The sequence below is a fragment of the Streptococcus cristatus genome (genome assembly GCF_003943815.1).
GTDB classification, from domain to species: Bacteria; Bacillota; Bacilli; order Lactobacillales; family Streptococcaceae; genus Streptococcus; species Streptococcus cristatus_F.
The window spans coordinates 176,090-196,879 of the sequence record NZ_RJNA01000002.1 but is presented as its reverse complement, the minus strand read 5'-3'; the positions used below and the strand labels follow the sequence as shown (position 1 = coordinate 196,879).

At 44.1% G+C, this 20,790-nt stretch carries 17 protein-coding genes, 1 tRNA gene and 1 pseudogene; 12 read left to right on the top strand and 7 right to left on the bottom strand.

Translation table 11 applies throughout. From position 1 onward, the window contains the following. A complete protein-coding gene (locus tag D8872_RS02245; RefSeq protein ID WP_125389782.1) occupies positions 1–1,194 on the top strand; it encodes an acetate kinase in 1,194 nt (397 codons plus the stop codon). Positions 1,195–1,508: 314 nt separating this feature from the next. Here D8872_RS02245 and D8872_RS02240 read toward each other — a convergent pair whose 3' ends face one another. Next, positions 1,509–2,396, bottom strand: a complete 888-nt coding sequence (locus tag D8872_RS02240) for an RluA family pseudouridine synthase (protein WP_125389781.1) — start codon at positions 2,394–2,396, stop codon at positions 1,509–1,511. A gap of 151 nt (positions 2,397–2,547) precedes the next feature. Between D8872_RS02240 and pbp2a the strand changes: the two genes are divergently transcribed. From pbp2a to nusG, 4 genes are all read left to right on the top strand, one after another. Further along, positions 2,548–4,770 carry a penicillin-binding protein PBP2A gene (gene pbp2a / locus D8872_RS02235; RefSeq protein ID WP_125389780.1) on the top strand — a complete coding sequence of 741 codons (2,223 nt, stop codon included), beginning with the start codon at positions 2,548–2,550 and terminating at the stop codon, positions 4,768–4,770. 60 nt (positions 4,771–4,830) lie between these two features. Then, complete coding sequence (gene rpmG, locus D8872_RS02230) at positions 4,831–4,983, top strand: 50S ribosomal protein L33 (RefSeq protein WP_015605910.1); 153 nt, start codon at positions 4,831–4,833, stop codon at positions 4,981–4,983. A gap of 9 nt (positions 4,984–4,992) precedes the next feature. After that, on the top strand, positions 4,993–5,172 hold the full coding sequence (secE, locus tag D8872_RS02225; protein WP_005592084.1) for a preprotein translocase subunit SecE: 180 nt from the start codon (positions 4,993–4,995) through the stop codon (positions 5,170–5,172). A 294-nt stretch (positions 5,173–5,466) separates the two neighbouring features. Next, positions 5,467–6,003 (top strand): transcription termination/antitermination protein NusG, encoded by a 537-nt coding sequence (gene nusG / locus D8872_RS02215; RefSeq protein ID WP_005591544.1) that lies wholly within the window; start codon positions 5,467–5,469, stop codon positions 6,001–6,003. Between the two features lie 356 nt (positions 6,004–6,359). Here the strand turns inward: nusG and D8872_RS02205 are convergent. After that, a tRNA-Cys gene (locus D8872_RS02205) sits at positions 6,360–6,430 on the bottom strand. A 274-nt stretch (positions 6,431–6,704) separates the two neighbouring features. On the opposite strand from D8872_RS02205, the gene rpsB reads away from it, so the two are divergent. Next, the gene (rpsB, locus tag D8872_RS02200) at positions 6,705–7,487 is read left to right on the top strand and encodes a 30S ribosomal protein S2 (RefSeq protein WP_015605907.1); all 783 of its coding nucleotides are present in this window, start codon (positions 6,705–6,707) and stop codon (positions 7,485–7,487) included. Positions 7,488–7,568: 81 nt separating this feature from the next. Beyond that, entirely contained in the window at positions 7,569–8,612 is a 1,044-nt protein-coding gene (gene tsf, locus D8872_RS02195) for a translation elongation factor Ts (RefSeq protein WP_125389778.1), read from the top strand. 82 nt (positions 8,613–8,694) lie between these two features. Here tsf and D8872_RS02190 read toward each other — a convergent pair. Further along, positions 8,695–9,379 (bottom strand): annotated as a pseudogene (locus D8872_RS02190) (VIT1/CCC1 transporter family protein). A 333-nt stretch (positions 9,380–9,712) separates the two neighbouring features. After that, positions 9,713–12,214: a leucine--tRNA ligase gene (gene leuS / locus D8872_RS02185; protein ID WP_125389777.1), complete on the bottom strand. Its 2,502-nt coding sequence runs from the start codon at positions 12,212–12,214 to the stop codon at positions 9,713–9,715. Between the two features lie 179 nt (positions 12,215–12,393). On the opposite strand from leuS, the gene D8872_RS02180 reads away from it, so the two are divergent. Continuing rightward, positions 12,394–13,095 carry an ion transporter gene (locus tag D8872_RS02180; protein WP_125389776.1) on the top strand — a complete coding sequence of 234 codons (702 nt, stop codon included), beginning with the start codon at positions 12,394–12,396 and terminating at the stop codon, positions 13,093–13,095. Positions 13,096–13,169: 74 nt separating this feature from the next. On the opposite strand, the gene D8872_RS02175 is transcribed toward D8872_RS02180, so the two are convergent. After that, complete coding sequence (locus tag D8872_RS02175; protein ID WP_125389775.1) at positions 13,170–15,062, bottom strand: M13 family metallopeptidase; 1,893 nt, start codon at positions 15,060–15,062, stop codon at positions 13,170–13,172. Positions 15,063–15,210: 148 nt separating this feature from the next. Here D8872_RS02175 and D8872_RS02170 point away from each other — a divergent pair, with 148 nt between their 5' ends. The 4 genes from D8872_RS02170 to tpx all read left to right on the top strand — a co-directional run bounded on the left by D8872_RS02170 (position 15,211) and on the right by tpx (position 18,365). Continuing rightward, complete coding sequence (locus D8872_RS02170; protein WP_125389774.1) at positions 15,211–15,930, top strand: metal ABC transporter ATP-binding protein; 720 nt, start codon at positions 15,211–15,213, stop codon at positions 15,928–15,930. Between the two features lies 1 nt (position 15,931). Further along, positions 15,932–16,768, top strand: coding sequence for a metal ABC transporter permease (locus tag D8872_RS02165; RefSeq protein ID WP_312023908.1), 837 nt, complete (start codon positions 15,932–15,934; stop codon positions 16,766–16,768). A gap of 21 nt (positions 16,769–16,789) precedes the next feature. Next, positions 16,790–17,722, top strand: coding sequence for a metal ABC transporter substrate-binding lipoprotein/adhesin ScbA (gene scbA, locus D8872_RS02160; protein ID WP_125389772.1), 933 nt, complete (start codon positions 16,790–16,792; stop codon positions 17,720–17,722). Positions 17,723–17,873: 151 nt separating this feature from the next. Next, a complete protein-coding gene (tpx, locus tag D8872_RS02155; RefSeq protein WP_125389771.1) occupies positions 17,874–18,365 on the top strand; it encodes a thiol peroxidase in 492 nt (163 codons plus the stop codon). 152 nt (positions 18,366–18,517) lie between these two features. On the opposite strand, the gene D8872_RS02150 is transcribed toward tpx, so the two are convergent. Together D8872_RS02150 and D8872_RS02145 are read right to left on the bottom strand one after the other, a co-directional pair. After that, entirely contained in the window at positions 18,518–19,774 is a 1,257-nt protein-coding gene (locus D8872_RS02150) for a toxic anion resistance protein (RefSeq protein WP_125389770.1), read from the bottom strand. Between the two features lie 24 nt (positions 19,775–19,798). Further along, the gene (locus tag D8872_RS02145) at positions 19,799–20,644 is read right to left on the bottom strand and encodes a coiled-coil domain-containing protein (RefSeq protein WP_125389769.1); all 846 of its coding nucleotides are present in this window, start codon (positions 20,642–20,644) and stop codon (positions 19,799–19,801) included. Between the last annotated feature and the right edge of the window lie 146 nt (positions 20,645–20,790).

Genomic DNA, 20,790 nt, shown 5'->3' with positions numbered 1-20,790 from the left:
ATGTCAAAAACTATTTCTATCAATGCTGGAAGTTCGAGTGTAAAATGGCAACTTTATTCAATGCCAGAAGAAAAGGTGCTGGCTAAAGGTTTGATTGAGCGGATTGGTCTCAAGGACTCAATCTCTACGGTTAAATTTGATGGTCGTTCTGAACGCCAAACCTTAGATATTGCTGATCATACACAAGCTGTGAAAATTTTATTGGATGATTTGAAACGGTTTGAAATTATTCAATCTTACGATGAAATCACAGGTGTTGGGCACCGTGTCGTAGCTGGAGGCGAGTATTTCAAAGAATCAGCTCTTGTGACTGACGATGTGTTGGAAAAGATTGAAGAGTTGTCTCTATTGGCTCCTTTGCACAATCCTGCCAATGCTGACGGTATCCGTGCTTTCAAGCAACTTCTTCCAGACATTACCAGTGTGGCTGTTTTTGATACATCATTCCACACAACTATGCCAGAAAAGGCTTATCGCTATCCATTGCCAACCAAGTATTACACTGAAAATAAGGTTCGTAAATACGGAGCACATGGAACCAGCCATGAGTATGTGGCTCACGAAGCTGCGAAACTTTTGGGTAAACCGATTGAAGAATTGAAACTCATCACTTGCCATATCGGAAACGGTGCTTCTATTACAGCAGTTGATAAGGGGCGCTCAGTGGATACTTCTATGGGCTTCACTCCTCTTGGTGGGGTTATGATGGGAACACGTACAGGTGACATCGATCCAGCGATTATTCCATACTTGATGCAACATACAGATGACTTTAACACGCCAGAAGATATCAGTCGAATTCTGAACCGTGAATCTGGACTGTTGGGCGTTTCTGAGAAATCAAGTGATATGCGCGATATTCACGAAGCTATGCGTGCAGGTGATGAAAAGGCACAATTGGCAAATGAAATTTTTGTGGATCGCATTCAAAAATACATTGGTCAGTATTTAGCTGTTTTAAATGGAGCAGACGCCATTATCTTTACAGCTGGTATCGGTGAAAACTCTGTGACTATCCGTCGCATGGTTATCGAAGGAATTTCTTGGTTTGGCTGCGATGTCGATCCAGAGAAGAATTTCTTTGGTGCTACAGGAGATATTTCAACAGAAGCTGCTAAAGTCAGAGTTCTGGTTATCCCGACAGATGAAGAGTTAGTCATTGCGCGTGATGTAGAACGTTTTAAAAATCAATAATCAAAAGCTCGGCTAGGCTGAGCTTTTTCTTGTGGCTTTGTGATTATTCTCTGGTCAGATAGGATGATTCAAAACGAGGTGGAGGTGCTAGTAGTCAAAGATGGACTGGGGAGCAATTTGGCATAAGGCAGATGACCTATCAAGATAAGATTGCTGCTTGTTGATATCTGGCATGCTAAGTTGCTAGATAGAGGAGAAGAAAAAGACGATGTCCGGTAGGGAATCGTCTTTTTGGGGAAAATCTGTTTTTTGAAAGAATTGTGGCTAGTTGTCGATGTGGAGTGCTAGCCTTGGAGCCTCGGAAATCAGGCAAGCTATCCTTTTTTAGTCTTGCTTTTGTGCCGTTTGATTTCTGCTTCAAAACTCTCTGATGGTGCTTCTACGCTGATGGTTTCTAGGGTGAATGGATGAGTCAATGTCAAGCGGTGGGCATGGAGCATGAGGCGACCTTGGGGCTGAGGATGGTAGAGGGGGTCACCGACGATAGGATGGCCGTGATGGGCGAGATGGACGCGGATTTGATGAGTCCGTCCGGTTTTCAATTGACATTTGACCAGAGTCGTGTTGCCAAAGTCCTTGAGTCGGGTCACATGAGTTTCAGCGTAGAGGCCCTTTTTCGGATCAACGAGTCGTTTCCTTCGGTCATGGCGATCGCGTCCGATTTTATCTTTATAGACGATAGTTTTGCTGGGAAATTTTCCTTGAGCAAGGGCCCAATATTCGCGGGCGATTTCTTTGTTTTCCAAGAGTCGGTTGAGAATGGGGAGGACAAAGGGATTTTTAGCAAACAGGATGGCGCCGCTTGTTTCTTTATCCAGTCGGTGGACGACATAGCAGGTCTGTCCGACATAGCTTGACACATGGTTGAGCAGAGCGACCTCTGTCGGTTCATTTCCGTGACTTTTCATGCCGTTTGGCTTGTTGACGATGATGAGATGCTCGTCCTGGTAGAGCTCCTCGACCAGATGAGGCTGACCAGCGGGGAGTTCTTTTTCTGGATAATCCTCTTTGTCAAAGGTCAGTTGAATGCTGTCACCAGGCTTGACCAAAGTTTGCCAATGGATGGACTCACCGTTGACCAAAATGTGTTTCTTGGTTCGGAGAAAGTGACGAATCTTTCGTGGGATGAGCAGCTGCTCTTCTAGCAGTTCTTTGACAGTCATCGGAGGCAGGCTTGTGGGGATGGTAATAGTAAATTTCATGTTTTCATTGTAGCAAAAACTAGCCCATTTGGAAATGCTTCGTTGGAAAGAGGAAAGCAGATCTGTTATTTCCTTAAAGAAAGCTAAAAGGAGTAGAAAGTAGCGGAGTCGTGCCTTGTGTCTGCATGGATAAGGTGATAAAATATGTTTTATGAAGAAATTAAATGATATATTTGAAAAATTAGTCAATATGTTTAAAATGGATCATCCTCAGAAGAAGGTTGCTGAGGAGCTGGAGGGCGAGACGCCTGAACCTAGATACAGTCGCTCAGGCAAGAGTCGGAAGAAGCCCCTGTCTCAACATCCTTTCCGTCGCTTTTGGCGCAGGTTTCATCTGACCAAGATATTCTTGATTCTCGGCTTGACCTTTGGTCTGGTAGTTGGTGGCTATCTTTTTTATGTAGCTAAGACGACCAATGTCAAAGACTTGCAGAATGCTCTTAAAGCCACGACCTTGATCTATGATAAGGATGGAAATGAAGCGGGCAGCTTGTCTGGGCAAAAGGGAACCTATGTCGAATTGGATGCGATTAGTCAGGACTTGCAGAACGCTGTGATTGCGACAGAAGACCGATCCTTTTATAAGAATGGCGGGATTAACTATAGTCGCTTCTTTCTAGCCATTTTGACTGCGGGGCGTTCGGGTGGTGGTTCGACCATCACGCAGCAGCTGGCCAAGAATGCCTATCTCTCTCAAGATCAGACAATTGAGCGGAAGGCTAAGGAATTTTTCCTAGCTTTAGAAATTAACAAAAAATACAGCAAGCAGGAAATCCTGACCATGTACCTCAATAACTCTTATTTTGGAAATGGCGTTTGGGGAGTGGAAGATGCCAGCAAGAAATATTTTGGTGTATCTGCCAGCCAGCTCAGTTTAGATCAATCAGCGGTTCTAGCTGGTATGCTCAAAGGACCAGAGCTATATAATCCCCTGTATTCGATTGAGAATGCGACCAACCGTCGTAACACCGTTCTTCAAAATATGGTGGCGGCAGGTTACATTGATCAGGCGACGGCGGATCAGGCTGCGACGGTTGGCATTGGAGGCCAGCTAGTCGATGCCTACGAAGGCAAGTCAGAAGACTATCGCTACCCGTCTTATTTTGATGCGGTGATCAATGAAGCGGTCAATGATTACGGTCTGACGGAAGAAGAAATCGTCAACAACGGCTATCGGATTTACACCGAATTGGACCAAAATTACCAAGCCAGCATGCAGGTTATTTATAGCAATGTCGATCTCTTCCCACTGGCTGAAGACGGGACGCGGGCCGAGTCAGGAAGCGTAGCGCTAGATCCTAAGACGGGTGGTGTTCGGGCTCTGGTTGGCCGTGTCAACAGTGCTGATGGCTCTGCTTTTCGGACTTTCAACTACGCGACTCAGTCTGCTCGCAGTCCAGGATCGACCATCAAGCCTTTGGTGGCCTACAGCCCAGCAATAGCAGCCGGTTGGTCAACGGATAAGGAACTAGATAATAGTCGGACAGTTTTTGGTGATTATAAAGTTAATAACTATGGCAATATCCAAAGTTCACCGACGGTTCCAATGTATCAAGCCTTGGCTGAATCCCTCAATATTCCCGCGGTTTCAACAGTGGATGAATTAGGCGTGAACAAGGCCTTTGAGTACGGCAAAAAGTTTGGTCTTAATATGGATAAGGTAGAACAGAATCTAGGTGTGGCTTTGGGAAGCGGCGTGACGACCAATCCACTTCAGATGGCCCAAGCCTATTCAGTCTTTGCGAATGATGGAGTTATGAATGACGCCCATCTTATCACCAAGATAGAAAATGCTAGTGGTCAGGTTGTCAAAACCCACCGGCAGACTTCTACCCGCGTTCTCAATCGCTCAACCACAGAAAAGATGACCAGCATGATGCTGGGAACTTTCTCAAACGGAACGGGAGTCTATGCAGCTCCGTATGGCTATACAATGGCTGGAAAGACAGGAACAACAGAGACTGACTTTAACCCTGATCTGTCAGGAGACCAGTGGGTCATCGGCTACACACCAGATGTGGTTATCAGCCAATGGCTGGGCTTCCCTAAGACGGATGAGACTCACTATCTGACTGGTACAAGTGCCAATGAAGCTTCGGCTATTTTCCGCAATGTCGCCAACACCATCCTGCCTTATACAGAAGGAACGTCCTTCTCTGGTGAGAAAAATGCTTATGCTGAAAATGGAATTTCCCCAGTCGATACCTACGGTACTGGTCAAACGAATACGACTAGCGAAAATAAAGACTTCCTGAAAGATGTCCAGGAGCGTGCCCAAAACCTGGTAGATGATGCCAAGAAAGCTATCGATGAGTCTGGAATTACTGAGAAAGCCAAAAATCTATGGGATACCATTACTGGCTGGTTCCATTAATCATCCAAACAGCTTGTCAAAGAAGTAGAAAACTGCTATAATAAGGGGAATGGAGGCGTCATGGCATTAAAAAAAGCGAGTCTAGCGTGTACAGTTTGTGGGTCACGAAACTACTCAATCAAACTTAGTAGCACTCCAAAACCTACGCGTCTAGAAGTGAATAAATATTGTAAACACTGCAGTAAATATACGCTGCATAAAGAAACCAGATAGGAGATAGTTGTGAAATTCATTAAAGATGTTTTCGTTTTGCTACGAGATACAACTTGGCCTACCCGTAAAGAAAGATGGACTGATTTCCTTTCCGTCATGGAATACACAGCATTCTTTGCTGTTGTCATCTATATTTTTGATAAGGTAGTTGCCAGCGGTCTCTTCCGCATAATCAACATGTTTTCATAAGAAAGATGAGGCTGGGACAAAAGTCCTAGCCTCTCAATTGTCTTTGGATTGTCGAGCAAGACGCAGTGGTTGAGTGGGCNCTACTACGCTGATTTCATCAGCTTTTACAGCCCTACTCAACTGTGCGGAGGTGGGACGACGAAATCGAATTCTAACAAATTACCGATTTCTGTCCCACTCTCATTTGTCTGTAAAATATTTACCAAAATGCTTTGTAATTTTAGATTTTATGGTATAATAAGGCTAGATATCAAGCAGAAGCCCTAGGCTTTTTTATTTAGGAAAGGACAAAACATGGACAGTTTTGATAAAGGCTGGTTTGTACTGCAAACCTACTCAGGCTATGAAAATAAGGTAAAGGAAAATCTCTTGCAACGTGCTCAGACCTATAATATGCTGGAAAATATCCTGCGCGTGGAAATTCCTACTCAGACCGTACAAGTAGAGAAAAACGGCAAGAGCAAGGAAGTAGAAGAAAACCGTTTCCCAGGTTATGTATTGGTTGAGATGGTCATGACGGACGAAGCTTGGTTTGTCGTGCGGAATACACCAAACGTAACTGGATTTGTAGGTTCACACGGAAATCGTTCGAAACCAACTCCGCTCTTGGAAGAAGAAATCCGCAGCATTCTGATTTCTATGGGACAAACGGTTCAAGAATTTGACTTGGATGTCAAGGTGGGCGATACAGTTCGCATCATTGACGGTGCCTTTGCTAACTATACTGGCAAAATCACGGAAATTGACAATAATAAGGTCAAGATGATTATCTCTATGTTTGGAAATGACACGGTTGCAGAAGTCAACCTCAGCCAAATTGCTGAATTATAATTTTTGAATGCATGAAAAGGAGTCGGAAAGCATTTTCCTCTCTTCTTTTGTTAGCAGCGCTGAGATTTTAGATAAAAGCTGGTCATTCTGGTCTCATTGAAATTCATTAAACTTGACCAATGACGTAAAAAAGACAAACAAAAAAGAGAGTGGGACAGAAATCGGTAATTCGTTAGAATTCGATTTCGTCGTCCCACCTCCGCACAGTTGAGTAGGGTTGTAAAAGCTGATGAAATCAGCGTAGTAGNGCCCACTCAACCACTGCGTCTTGCTCGACAATCCAAAGACAATTGAGAGGCTAGGACTTTTGTCCCAGCCTCTTGGTTAGTATAAAGTCGGATTTAAACCGATAAAAAAGGCGGTAGACGGATTTGAACCGACGATCAAGCTTTTGCAGAGCCGTGCCTTACCACTTGGCTATACCGCCACAACTCTTACTATTCTACCTTAAAACGGCCTGTTCGTCAAGAGCCTGACCCGACTTAAGTGAGAATTTCTTGAAGGATAGCTAGCAGATGGGCTGAATCAAAGCGAGAAAATAGTGTCTAAAGACTTGTCAAAAGCTAGAAAATTTGATATGATTGTAGATGCCGTTTAAACGGCAGAAATACTCATTCTAGATGAATTGTGGAGCCGTTGCCGATTGGTAGCTCTGCGAGCTGAAATCTAAAAGAGGAAAAAACAAAAAGGAGAATTTACTCATGGCAGTAATTTCAATGAAACAACTTCTTGAGGCTGGTGTTCACTTTGGTCACCAAACTCGTCGCTGGAACCCTAAGATGGCTAAGTACATCTTCACTGAGCGTAACGGTATCCACGTTATCGACCTTCAACAAACTGTAAAATACGCAGATCAAGCTTATGACTTCATGCGTGATGCAGCTGCAAACGATGCAGTTATCTTGTTTGTTGGTACTAAAAAGCAAGCTGCTGAAGCTGTAAAAGAAGAAGCAGAACGAGCTGGTCAATACTACATCAACCACCGTTGGTTGGGTGGAACTCTTACAAACTGGACAACTATCCAAAAACGTGTTGCTCGTTTGAAAGAAATCAAGCGTATGGAAGAAGAAGGAATCTTCGAAGTTCTTCCTAAGAAAGAAGTAGCACTTTTGAACAAACAACGTGCTCGTCTTGAAAAATTCTTGGGTGGTATCGAAGATATGCCTCGCATCCCAGATGTAATGTACATCGTTGACCCTCATAAAGAGCAAATCGCTGTTAAGGAAGCTAAGAAACTTGGTATTCCAGTAGTTGCGATGGTTGACACAAACACTGATCCAGACGATATCGATGTGATTATCCCTGCTAACGACGACGCTATCCGTGCCGTTAAATTGATCACTGCGAAAATGGCTGACGCTGTTATCGAAGGTCGTCAAGGTGAGGACGCTGTAGCGACTGTTGAAGCAGAATTTGCTGCAACTGAAACTCAAGCAGACTCAATCGAAGAAATCGTTGAAGTTGTAGAAGGCGACAACGCATAATTTTCATAAGTCAATTAACCTAAAGGGGCGGGGCTCAGCCCGGCCCCTTTATTTAAAAATAGTAAACATAGGAGAAGAAAAATGGCAGAAATTACAGCTAAGCTTGTAAAAGAATTGCGCGAAAAATCTGGTGCTGGTGTCATGGACGCTAAGAAAGCATTGGTTGAAACAGATGGTGACATCGAAAAAGCGATTGAATTGCTTCGCGAAAAAGGTATGGCAAAAGCAGCTAAGAAAGCTGATCGTGTTGCCGCTGAAGGTTTAACAGGCGTTTACGTAGATGGTAACGTTGCAGCTATCGTTGAAGTCAACGCTGAAACTGACTTTGTTGCGAAAAACGCTCAATTCGTTGAATTGGTAAATGCTGCTGCAAAAGTTATCGCAGAAGGCAAGCCAGCTAACAACGAAGAAGCATTTGCATTGACAATGCCTTCAGGTGAAACTCTTGAAGCTGCATACGTATCTGCAACTGCGACTATCGGAGAAAAAATCTCATTCCGTCGTTTTGCTTTGATTGAAAAGACTGATGCTCAACACTTCGGCGCATACCAACACAATGGTGGCCGTATTGGTGTTGTTTCAGTGATTGACGGTGGCGATGACGCTCTTGCGAAACAAATTTCTATGCATATCGCAGCGATGAAACCAACTGTTCTTTCATACAAAGAATTGGATGAGCAATTTGTTAAAGATGAATTGGCACAATTGAACCACGCTATCGATCAAGACAATGAAAGCCGCGCTATGGTTGACAAGCCAGCACTTCCACACTTGAAATATGGTTCAAAAGCTCAGTTGACTGACGAAGTGATTGCACAAGCTGAAGCTGACATCAAAGCTGAGTTGGCTGCTGAAGGCAAACCAGAAAAGATCTGGGACAAGATCATCCCAGGTAAAATGGATCGCTTCTTGCTTGACAACACTAAAGTTGACCAAGCTTACACACTTCTTGCACAAGTTTACATCATGGATGACAGCAAGACAGTTGAAGCCTACCTTGATTCAGTGAATGCTTCAGTAGTTGAGTTTGTTCGCTTTGAAGTTGGTGAAGGTATTGAAAAAGCAGCTAACGACTTCGAATCAGAAGTTGCAGCAACAATGGCAGCTGCTCTTGGCCAAAACTAATCTAAGTTTATAACAAAAAAAGATTGAAGAGAAATCATTTCTTTTCAATCTTTTTATTATGCTGGCCTGAATAGTTTTTCTTTTAAATTGAGAAGAACTGGCCTACGAGATAGGTGACAGTCATGGTCAAAAATCCGATAGTGAAGTTACGGATCATGGCATTTTTAATGGGTGCCTGTCTCAATTTTGCACTAGTATAGCCAGTTCCCAAGAGGGAAAGAGCTACAACAAGGACGGTCGCTGGAATCCGATAGGTAGCCGGAAGCAGAACGATGGTCAGCATAGGGGAAATTGCACCTATGGCAAAGGCTAGAAAGTTGGATATGGCTGCATGCCAAGGATTGGTGAATTCTTCGACCTCAATGCCGTACTTTTCCTCCACCAAGGCCTTGAGCGGATCCTGCAAGAAGGCGCGATTGGTCAAGAGTTGGGCAGAAGTCTCGCACTCACCATTTTGGACGTAGGAGGCGTAGAGGGACTGTCTGGCGATATCGGTTTTCTAAGAGTTCTCGCTCTCTAGCCACTGCAGCCTCCTCAGTGTCTTTCTGAGTGGAGACGGATACGTACTCCCCGCCAGCCATAGAAAAGGCGCCTGCAAAGACAGCAGCCAGACCAGACAGAAAGATAATCCAAACATCTTCCGTCGCACTGGCCACCCCGATGACCACCCCTGCGATAGAAATAATACCGTCGTTGGCCCCCAAAACTCCAGCCCGCAAAATATTCAGGCGTCCGCTAAAATTTTTGTCAATCTCATGTTCTTCCATTCTGAAACTTTTCTCTTTTCTCTTTATTTATAATAATTATAAATAAAAAGAATGAGGATAGCAAGTGAAAGTGGGAAAATGAGAAAAGTCCGATGATTTAAGGGAAAATTCCTATTAAAAAAGAGAGTGGGACAGAAATCGGTAATTCGTTAGAATTCGATTTCGTCGTCCCACCTCCGCACAGTTGCGTAGGGCTGTAAAAGCTGATGAAATCAGCCTAGTAGAGCCCACTCGACCACTGCGACTTGCTCGACAATCCAAAGACAATAGAGAGGCTAGGATTTTTGTCCCAGCCTCTTTTTTTATAATTACTATAATGCTAAATCAAACTAATTATTTCACTACAATATTAACCAGTTTATTCGGCACAGTGATGACTTTCACAACTTCTTTACCAGCGATTCCAGACTTGATTTTCTCATCTGCTAGAGCGATTTCCTGCAGCTCCTCACGGCTCAGGTCTTTGGCTACGACAAGCTTAGCACGAACTTTACCCTTGATTTGAACGACGATTTCGACCTCTGCCTCAACCAGCTTGCTTTCGTCATAAGTTGGCCAAGCTACGTAGGAAATGCTCTTGCCAGTTTGAGCTACTGCCTGCCAGAGTTCTTCAGCCAAGTGCGGTGCAAAAGGCGCCAGCAATTGAATGAAACCTTTAGCATATTCGACATAGAGTTTTTCTTCCTTGTTGGCCGCATTGACAAAGATCATGAGCTGGGCAATAGCTGTGTTAAACTTGAGCTCCTCAATCTGCTCTGTGACAGACTTGACTGTTTCGTTGTATACCTTGTCGAGAGCACCATTGTTATCCGAAGCGATTTCCTTGCTTGTAATCAAACGGTAGACACGATCTAGGAACTTGCGGCTACCTTCCAGACCTTCTTCTGACCAAGCGATGGATGCATCCAGCGGCCCCATGAACATTTCATAGACACGAAGCGTATCAGCACCATATTGCTCTACCACATCGTCTGGGTTGACCACATTCTTCAGAGATTTAGACATCTTGGCTGGTGCTTGCTCCAGTTCTTCTCCCGTTTCGATGTTGAAGAAAGAACCATCACGTTTTTCCACCTTATCTGTCGCCACAAGAGCTCCGCGGTGATCACGGTAGCTAGTACCCAGAATCATCCCTTGGTTAAAGAGCTTTTGGAAAGGCTCCTTGGTCGGCACCACTCCGATATCATAGAGGAATTTATGCCAGAAACGAGCGTAGAGGAGGTGGAGCACCGCGTGCTCCGCGCCACCGATATAAATATCAACTGGCAACCAAGCCTTGAGCAGATCTTCGTCTGCTAATTTCTCATTGTTGTGGGGGTCAATGTAACGCAGGTAATACCAGCTAGAACCAGCCCATTGAGGCATGGTATTGGTTTCGCGGCGTCCTTTGAGACCGTCTTCGCGAGTCACTTCCAGCCAGTCAGTCAGATTGGCCAGAGGGCTTTCACCAGTACCAGAAGGGCGGATATCCTTGGTTACAGGCAAGACTAGCGGCAATTCATTTTCAGGAACAGCCGTTGAAGTACCATCTTCCCAATGAATGATTGGAATTGGCTCACCCCAGTAGCGCTGACGGCTAAAGAGCCAGTCGCGCAGGCGATAGGTGACTTTCTCATTTCCGACACCTTCTGCTTCCAGCCAAGCTACCATCTTCTCAATAGCAGCAGCCTTGTCCAAGCCATCTAGGAAGCCAGAGTTAATGTGCGGCCCGTCTTCTGTATAAGCAGCTTCAGCAACATTGCCGCCCTCTAGAACTGGAATAATCTCCAAATCAAACTGCTTAGCAAACTCCCAGTCGCGCTCATCGTGTGCAGGAACGGCCATGATAGCTCCTGTTCCGTAGCTTGCAAGCACATAGTCGGCAATCCAGATTGGGATTTCCTTGCCATTGACAGGATTTATGGCATAAGCTCCTGTCCAGACACCAGTTTTCTCCTTAGCCAAATCAGTCCGAGCTAGGTCTGATTTGAGGCTGGCTGCGTGTTTGTAGTCTGCAACTGCTTGGGCTTGTTCGGCACTTGTAATGGCATCAACGAGCGCATGCTCTGGAGCCAAAACAGCATAGGTTGCACCAAAAAGGGTGTCCGGACGAGTGGTAAAGACGGTGAAGTCCTTGTCTGTGTCCTTAATCTTGAAGGTTACATTGGCACCGGTTGATTTGCCGATCCAGTTGCGCTGCATGTCCTTGATAGACTCAGGCCAATCCAGCTCCTCTAAGTCATTGAGCAAACGTTCTGCATAGGCTGTGATTTTCAGCATCCACTGACGCATGGGCTTGCGGACGACTGGATAGCCACCGCGCTCAGATGTGCCGTCTGGCAGAACTTCCTCATTAGCGATAGCCGTTCCCAGCTCTTCAACCCAGTTTACTGGCACTTCAGCTTCATAAGCCAGGCCTTTTTCGTAAAGCTTGGTAAAAATCCACTGAGTCCACTTGTAGTAGTTGGGGTCAGTGGTATTGACTTCCCGATCCCAGTCGTAAGAAAAACCAAGCGCATTGATTTGACGTTTGAAGTTAGCAATGTTCTCCGCTGTAAAGTCAGCTGGGTCATTGCCTGTATCCATAGCGTATTGCTCAGCCGGCAAACCAAAGGCATCCCAGCCCATAGGATGAAGGACGTTATAGCCCTGAGCTCGCTTGTAGCGGCTGAGGATATCTGTCGCTGTGTAGCCTTCAGGGTGTCCTACGTGCAAACCAGCTCCTGATGGGTAAGGAAACATGTCCAGCGCATAAAAGTTAGGCTTGCCCTTGTCCGTACCTGTCTTGAATGTGTGATGCTCAGCCCAGTATTTCTGCCACTTGGGCTCGATTTCTTTGTGATTGTAAGTTGCCATAATCATTTACTCTCCAACGATCTTTTCCGTGTTCTAGACACGTTTCTATCTATTATACCATTTTCAAGGGATTTTGAAAGCAACCGACGAAGGAGAATGAGGAAAATCTTTGCGGCTTGACCTTGACTTATTTAAAAAACAGATAGAATTAAAGCAAGTTTAAAAAAGTGAGGTTGAGGATGACAAGGAAGACTTTATTTCAGATTATTGAGCCCCATCAAAAGGGAAATGCGATTGAAAAAGCTTATGATGTCTTTATGTTCCCGACTATTATTGTCAGCTTGATCCCCCTGACCACAAAAAGTCACACAGGAATCTTCATGTGGTTGGATTTTGTGTCAACGGTTATTTTTATTATTGACTACGTTCTTCGACTTCTAACGGCCGATTATAAATTGGAAAAAGGTAAGCTTTCTTTTCTACTTTATCCTTTCACCTTTATGGCGCTAGCTGATCTGCTCTGCATTTTGCCTTCTCTCTTTTTGTTAAATAATAGTTTGCGGCTCTTTAAGATTTTGCGCATGCTTCGTATCTTGCGGGTCTTTAAGTTTATTCGCTATTCTAAAAATGTTCAAATATTGACCAATGTCTTAAAAAAGCAGAAGGACAGTTTGATTATCGTGGGTCTTTTGGCTCTTGGCTATATCTTCATCTCTGCCCTTATCATTTTTAATGTCGAGCCCAGTACATTTCCTAATTTTTTTGACGCCCTCTACTGGGCAACCATTTCCCTGACGACAGTTGGTTATGGTGATATTTATGCAGTTTCAACGACTGGAAAAATTATTACTATGATTTCCTCCTTTTTAGGAATCGCCATTGTGGCTCTGCCCGCTGGTATCATCACGGCCGGCTATATGAAAGAAATCAAAGAACTATAAAAACCTGTTCGGGAAGGCTCTAATGCCCTTCCTGAGCAGGTTTTTTGTGATTGATTAAATGTTATTGAAGTCCTTTACCAAATCACCACGCGCTCTTCTGGACTCCGCCACATACCGTCTCCTTCTTGGACATCAAAGGTCGTAAAGAAGTCGTCAAAGTTAGGCAGCTGGACATTGGTCCGAAGTTTAGCGGGTGCATGGACATCCACGCTGGCCAAGAGCTTCATGTACTCTTCGCGTCCCTTCATCCGCCAGATACGGGCAAAGTTGGTGAAGAATTCCTCCGCAGAGAAGTCAGTTTCTTTCTTGGCTGCTTCGAGAGCCGCTGCAATACCGCCCAAGTCCGCTACGTTTTCTGAAACGGTCAGCTTGCCATTGACCTTGGCACCGTAGGAATCTAGACCTTCGAACTGGTCAATGACTTTCTGAGTCCGCTCGGTAAAGGCTTGGTAGTCATGCTCTGTCCACCAGTTGTTGAGGCTGCCGTTTTCATCAAAGGAAGCGCCGTTGGTATCAAAAGCATGAGAAATTTCATGAGCAATAACCGCTCCGATACCGCCATAATTGGCTGAAGAGGACTGGTGCAGGTCATAGAATGGTGCCTGCAAGATAGCCGCTGGAAAGACAATCAGGTTTTTCTGAGGATTGTAGTAGGCATTGACCATATGGGCAGGCATTCCCCATTCTTTGTAATCCACTGGCTGGTTCCACTTGCTCCAACCATACTTAATTTCTACTTGTCGAAGCTTTTGAGCATTTTCGAAGAGGCTGAGATTTTCATCCACAAGCTTGTCCGCGTAGCGCTCAGGTAGCTCCTCTGGGTAGCCGATATAAGGCTTGATGACATTGAGTTTGACAATAGCCTTGTCCCGTGTTTCTGGTGTCAGCCAGTCATTGCTTGCGAGGCGTTCCTTGTAGACTTGGATCATGTTGGCTACTTTTTGCTCGACATCGGCCTTGGCTTCTGGGGAGAATTTTTGTCCAGCATACCAGAGCCCGATGGCTTGATTGAAAGGCGCTTGAGCTAGGTAAAAGGCAGCTTTTTTCTTGTCTTGAGCTTGAGGTGTTCCAGATAGGGCACGACGATAAGCGCCTGCTAGGACACGGATTTCGTCAGTCAAGTAGGCTTCAGCTGACGCGATAGCGTTAAAGATAAGCACGGCCTTGAGCAGAGGCCAAGTCTCTTCACAGTAGAATTTGTCGGCAGCCTGCCAGAAACGCTCCTCTGGTACGATAATCTGGTCAGGAATTTGCCCGATGAGTTGGGTGAAGATAGCATCTAAAGGTAGATTCGGTGCTAAGGCTTTGAAGTCTTCCCACTTGTAAGGGTGGTAAAGCTTGGCATATTCTGAGCTTTCCTCCCGTGACAGAACAACTTTGGCAATTCGAGCATCCAGTTCTAAAACCTTATCCAGCAAATCTTGGATTTCTTCTGCTGAAAATTCGAATTTTTGTAGTAAAGCTTCGGAAGATTCGCGCCATTTCTTCAAGAGCTTATCCTTTTGAGGCTGGCCTTCGGCATAGTAGGTTGTGTCTGGGAGAATAGTACCTGGCGCATCTGCCCAAAGGACATTGATACGGGCGTCCATAAAGTCAGGTGCCACACCGAAAGGAAAGAAATTGGGCTTGCCAGCCAGCTCAAACTCGGCAATTTTTGTGGTAAATTCTGCAAAGGAGTTGAGTGCTTGGTATTCCGCAATCAAAGGCAAAACAGGCTTGACACCGAGTTCTTCCCGCTTGTCATAGTCAGCAGCTAAACGATGGTACTTGATAAAGTTTTGCAAAATAGTATCATCAGGAACTTCCTCACCCCGCAGCCATTGATCAGTAGTGGAGAGCATCAGCTTTTCAATCTCATCTGACAGATCTGTAAAACCACCAGTTACAGGCTTATCATCTGGGATAACCGCTGTTTTGGCCCATTCACCGTTAATGGCATCATAAAAATCATCTTGTAAACGTGTCATCTTATTCTCGCTTTCATGCTTTTGATATAACCTTATCAAAATTAGTTCCTTTTTTCAAATATTTCCTATATTGATTTTAAGGATTTTTTAAAAATTAACTTGACTTAATTTTCATTTTAATGTATATTAAAACAAAAGAGGTGTAACAATGATTGAAATGAAAAATTTAAGTGTCAGTTATCAAGGCCAGCTGGCCTTAGAACCAACTTCTTTAACCATAAAAGGGCCGACTATCACAGGGATTATCGGACCAAACGGGGCTGGAAAGTCAACTCTCATAAAAGGTATGTTAGGAATTGTTGAGAGTGAGGGGCAGACCTTTCTAGACAGAAAACCCATGAAGCAAGAATTAAGCGAGATTGCTTATGTAGAGCAAAAAATTCACATTGATTATAATTTTCCTATCAAGGTCAAGGAGTGTGTGTCTCTGGGTTTGTATCCTAAGATCAAGCTCTTTCAACGCCTCAAAGCGTCTGACTGGGAAAAGGTTGCTCGGGCTTTGAAAATCGTTGGTTTAGAAGATTTTGCTGAGCGGCAGATTAGCCAGTTGTCTGGTGGGCAATTCCAACGGGTCCTGATTGCCCGTTGCTTGGTTCAGGAGGCGGACTATATTTTCCTAGATGAGCCTTTTGTTGGGATTGACTCGGTCAGCGAAGAGATTATCATGGCGACTCTCCGCCAGCTAAGAAAAGACGGGAAGACGATTTTGATTGTCCACCATGACTTGAGCAAGGTGGTCGCTTATTTTGATCAGGTCTTGCTACTTAATAAAAGAGTCGTCGCTTTCGGATCAACTGAGAGCACCTTCACCAAAGAAAATATGCAGAAGACCTACGGCTCTCAGCTCTTTATGAATGGAGGTGCCTAGGATGATTCAGGAATTTATTCAAGGCTTACATGACTTTCATTTCCTGCAAAATGCTTTGATTACAGCTGTTGTGATTGGAGTGGTGGCCGGTGCCGTTGGATGCTTTATCATTCTGCGGGGCATGTCACTCATGGGGGATGCCATCTCTCACGCGGTGCTGCCCGGTGTGGCTCTGTCTTATATTTTGGGGATTAATTTCTTCATCGGTGCCATTACCTTTGGTTTACTAGCTTCCATCATTATCACCTACATCAAGGGCAATTCTATTATAAAAAGTGACACGGCTATCGGGATTACTTTTTCTTCCTTCCTGGCTCTGGGGATCATTTTGATTAGCGTTGCCAAGAGTTCGACCGACCTCTTCCATATTCTCTTTGGGAATATCTTGGCGGTACAGGACCTTGATATGTGGATTAGTATTGGCGTGGGTATTTTAGTGCTACTGCTCATTAGTATTTTCTTCAAGCAACTTTTGCTGACCTCCTTTGACCCGCTCTTAGCCCAAGCTATGGGAATGAAGGTGAATTTTTACCACTATTTACTGATGATTCTCTTGACTCTGGTATCTGTCACAGCCATGCAAAGTGTCGGAACGATTCTGATTGTGGCCATGCTGATTACACCAGCTGCGACAGCCTATCTCTATGCCAAGAGTCTCAAGACCATGATTTTATTGTCATCTGCCTTGGGGGCTGGTGCATCTGTTTTAGGTCTCTTCATCGGTTATAGTTTTAATGTTGCAGCAGGTTCTAGTATCGTTCTAACCTCTGCCCTGATCTTTTTGGTTTCATTTTTTATCGCACCAAAGCAGCGGTATTTAAAAAGAAAAGTAAAATAATATATTTATGGAGGATTTCCAATGAAAAAATGTCGTTTCTTAGTTCTGCTTTTGCTGGCTTTTGTCGGCCTAGCAGCCTGCTCTAGTCAAAAAAGCAGTACCGAGACTGGTTCTTCAAAATTGAATGTTGTTGCGACCAACTCGATTATTGCGGATATTACAAAGAATATCGCTGGCGATAAGATCAATTTGCACAGTATCGTGCCTGTCGGTCAAGACCCACATGAATACGAGCCTCTGCCTGAAGATGTCAAAAAGACTTCCCAAGCGGATCTGATCTTCTACAATGGGATCAACCTAGAAACAGGTGGTAATGCTTGGTTCACAAAATTAGTAGAAAATGCTAAGAAGAAAGAAAACAAGGACTATTATGCTGTCAGCGAAGGCGTGGACGTGATTTACTTGGAAGGCCAAAGTGAAAAAGGGAAGGAAGACCCTCATGCTTGGCTCAACTTGGAAAATGGTATCATCTATGCTCAAAATATTGCCAAACGTTTGAGCGAAAAAGACCCAGCTAATAAAGAAACTTATGAGAAAAATCTTAAAGCTTATGTGGAAAAACTAAGTAATTTGGACAAGGAAGCCAAAGAGAAATTCAACAACATTCCTGAAGAAAAGAAAATGATTGTAACCAGCGAAGGCTGCTTCAAGTACTTCTCTAAGGCCTACAATGTGCCATCAGCCTACATTTGGGAAATCAACACTGAAGAAGAAGGGACTCCAGACCAAATTAAAAGCTTGGTTGAAAAATTGCGCAAGACGAAAGTGCCATCTCTCTTTGTGGAATCAAGTGTAGACGACCGTCCGATGAAGACAGTTTCCAAAGACACTAACATCCCAATCTACGCTAAAATCTTTACTGACTCTGTTGCAGAAAAAGGAGAAGAAGGAGATAGCTACTACAGCATGATGAAATACAACTTAGAAAAGATCGCAGAAGGTCTGTCTAAATAATAATAAGAGGTTGGGAAGATAAAATCCTAACCTCTTTATTTCTGAAGAACAAGTTTCACATGGAGTCGATCTCAAATTTTCGGTCAAATTATTCGAAAAAAGTCACAATTCGCAGTACAATGGAGCTATCAAACATGAATGGAGACTTTTAATGACAACCTTTCTCGGAAATCCTGTAACTTTTACAGGTCAGCAACTTCAAGTCGGCGATACGGCCCACGATTTTAGCCTGACAGCTACTGACCTTTCAAAGAAAACTCTGGCTGACTTTGCTGGCAAAAAGAAAGTCCTCAGCATCGTACCGTCTATCGATACTGGTGTCTGCTCAACTCAGACTCGCCGTTTCAATCAAGAACTCGCTGATTTGGACAATACTGTTGTAATCACGGTTTCAGTTGATTTGCCTTTCGCTCAAGGAAAATGGTGTGCTGCTGAAGGCATCGAAAATGCCGTTATGCTATCAGACTACTTTGACCATTCTTTCGGTCGCGACTATGCCGTCCTCATCAATGAATGGCACCTTTTAGCCCGCGCAGTTCTAGTTCTGGATGAAGATAACACTGTGACCTACGCTGAATATGTGGACAATATCAATACCGAGCCAGATTATGATGCAGCCATTGCAGCAGTCAAAAGTCTGTAAAGAAATATACTTTTTCAAAAAATGCACTTAATTCTTCATAAGAGTTGAGTGTATTTTTGTCTTCTTGACTAAAAAATTTGGAGAATATAAAAAGACAAACATCAGTTTTGACGTTTGTCTACGAGTTGAAAGAGCCTGGATGGCTCTTTGGCTTATTCTGAAGTTAATTCTTTCTGGGCTTCCTTGCCTTGATCCAGCAGGGCTTGGATAATCTTTTGATCACGCAGTTTGACAGAGTTGTTGATAGTTTCTGCAGACTGGATAACGGTAGCTTCTAGCAGAGCACGTTTTTCTCGTCCTTTATCAATGGCTTCGATAATACCTTGGTTTTGAGCGACGAGGCTTTCTGCCAGCTTAGTGACAGACTCAACAGCGATAGTAGGGCTTTGGGAAATCCGCTCCAGCTGAGGAATGACTTCCTTGCTGGTTTCAGCGAGCATTTGCAGGGCAGCGTTGTTGGCATTTGAAATAGCGTCAGCTACCTGACCAGACTTCATGGATTGCTGGAGGATGCCTAACTGGGCGATAGACAGTTTCATAGTTGGAATGGTATTGCGGCGGAGCATTCCGAGCTTTTGGCGCATATCAGAGGAAACCTTGACCAGATTACGCATTTGAGGAGTGGTTGCCCAAGCCACATAGAGACGGCTGACATATTCAGTGTGTTGCTGCTCTAGGGTATTGACCACCTCTGTCATTCGGGCTAATTCTTGCGATTTGACTTGGTAGTCAACAGTTGTCATATCTAACTGGGCCACTTCATCCTGCAGTTTGAGCGCTCGATTACCAGCTTCTCGCTGAGACGCTTCGATAAAGGAAATAACTCCGACTAGGTTTTCAATCGATTTGGTATTATCCTCAATCAGCATTTCAGCAGAAACGATGTTGCGAGCCAGAACATCTTCTTGTTTGACGACGGTTGCGGCCATGCCGTCCATTTTCTGCTCAATATTTTGTGAGTCAAAATAGAATTCTTGAAGAGTGTTTTTGCTCTGTTTGAAGAGTTTTTCCAGGAAATTAGGCTTCTTGTCTAGTTCCGCTACTTGAGCATCCTTGTATTTTGCGACAAAGCCATTGAGTTCTTTGTTGGTGTTTTTTAAGAGCTCATCTACCTGAGGAATTTGTAATTTTTTCTGCTCGGCTAAGATACGATTGACGGTGCTATTGACTTCTTCGACAGCAGATTGGCCAAAGTCCAGCAAGGCATTCTGGTCTGATACGAAATTATCGACAAGCTGCGGGGCTTTAGCCGTAATCGCACTCTGTTGCTCAGGAGTCAGCTTTTCCAGAAAAGTTAGCTGACCATTTCCTTGAGTCGTGTTGGCCTCGATGATTTCCGTTGTTTTGTCGCTTTTGCTAATGGCATTGTTGGCAATTTTATCAATGTCAAAATTAAATTCTTGGCTCATAGTTTCTCCTTTGGTTTATCTAGCTTAAAAGCCAGTGTCTGTTTGCTTTTCTTTGTCTAAGATACGCAGGCTAATGTCAAAATCCCTCAAATCAGCTTCGTTTAACTGGCGCAGCGCTTCGTCTAGGTCCAAGTCAAACTGCTCGATGGCTGCTTTGGCCTTGGCTAGCCGCTCCTCAGCATTGTAAAAATCTTTGGGAGAAGCTTTGATTTTGAGGTAGCCTTCTAAAATATCTTCGTAGTGCTCCATCTGGGACTGATGAATGGCAGTCAGCTCTTCCTTATTGTTGCTTTCGGATTGAGAGATTTTTTGCAGAATGGCCTCGTGGTCAATCTGAATATTGCGAACCGTAGCGACCAATTCTGGAGCTAGCTCTTCTAGGCTAGTTTTCTTCGGCTGTGCTTCTTTTTGTCTTTTCTCTTGTTCAATCTTTTGCAGTTGTTTATCAATTTCCTCGGTTACAGTAGTAATTTTAGTCTGAATGCGCTGATAGACAGAGGCAGGGATTTCCCCTTGAAGGTTGTCGGCAACACTTTTGATATAGGAGAGCTGGGGAAGAATTTGCAGAGCTAAAGTCTGATAGGCCTCCTTCTTGCCGTATTCTTGGTAGCTTTCCAATTCTCTAATACGGCGGTCAGCCTGACCAATCTCTGCCTTTAAATCTTCAATGCGGCCGATGCTGGCTTGCTTAGCTTCAATACGAACTTTTTTCTGCTTTTGGTAGCGATAGATTCCGTAGCCAATACCTCCCAAAATAGCAATGGGGATCAGGTAGCTGGCTACCACTCCAGAACCAAAAATAATTGCAAGTATCCAAATCCAGCTAAACCATTCCGGCTGCTGCTTCGAATTATTCCTTCTTCTCGACATGGACTTTCTCTTTCTTCTCAATGTGATATTTCTATTTTAACATAAAAGCTGATTTTTGAAGGATAAAGAGTGCAATGATTTTCTATATTCAGATATGTTTTTAGATTTATTGAGAATGCTTGCCTCATCAAGAAAGAACTTTGCTT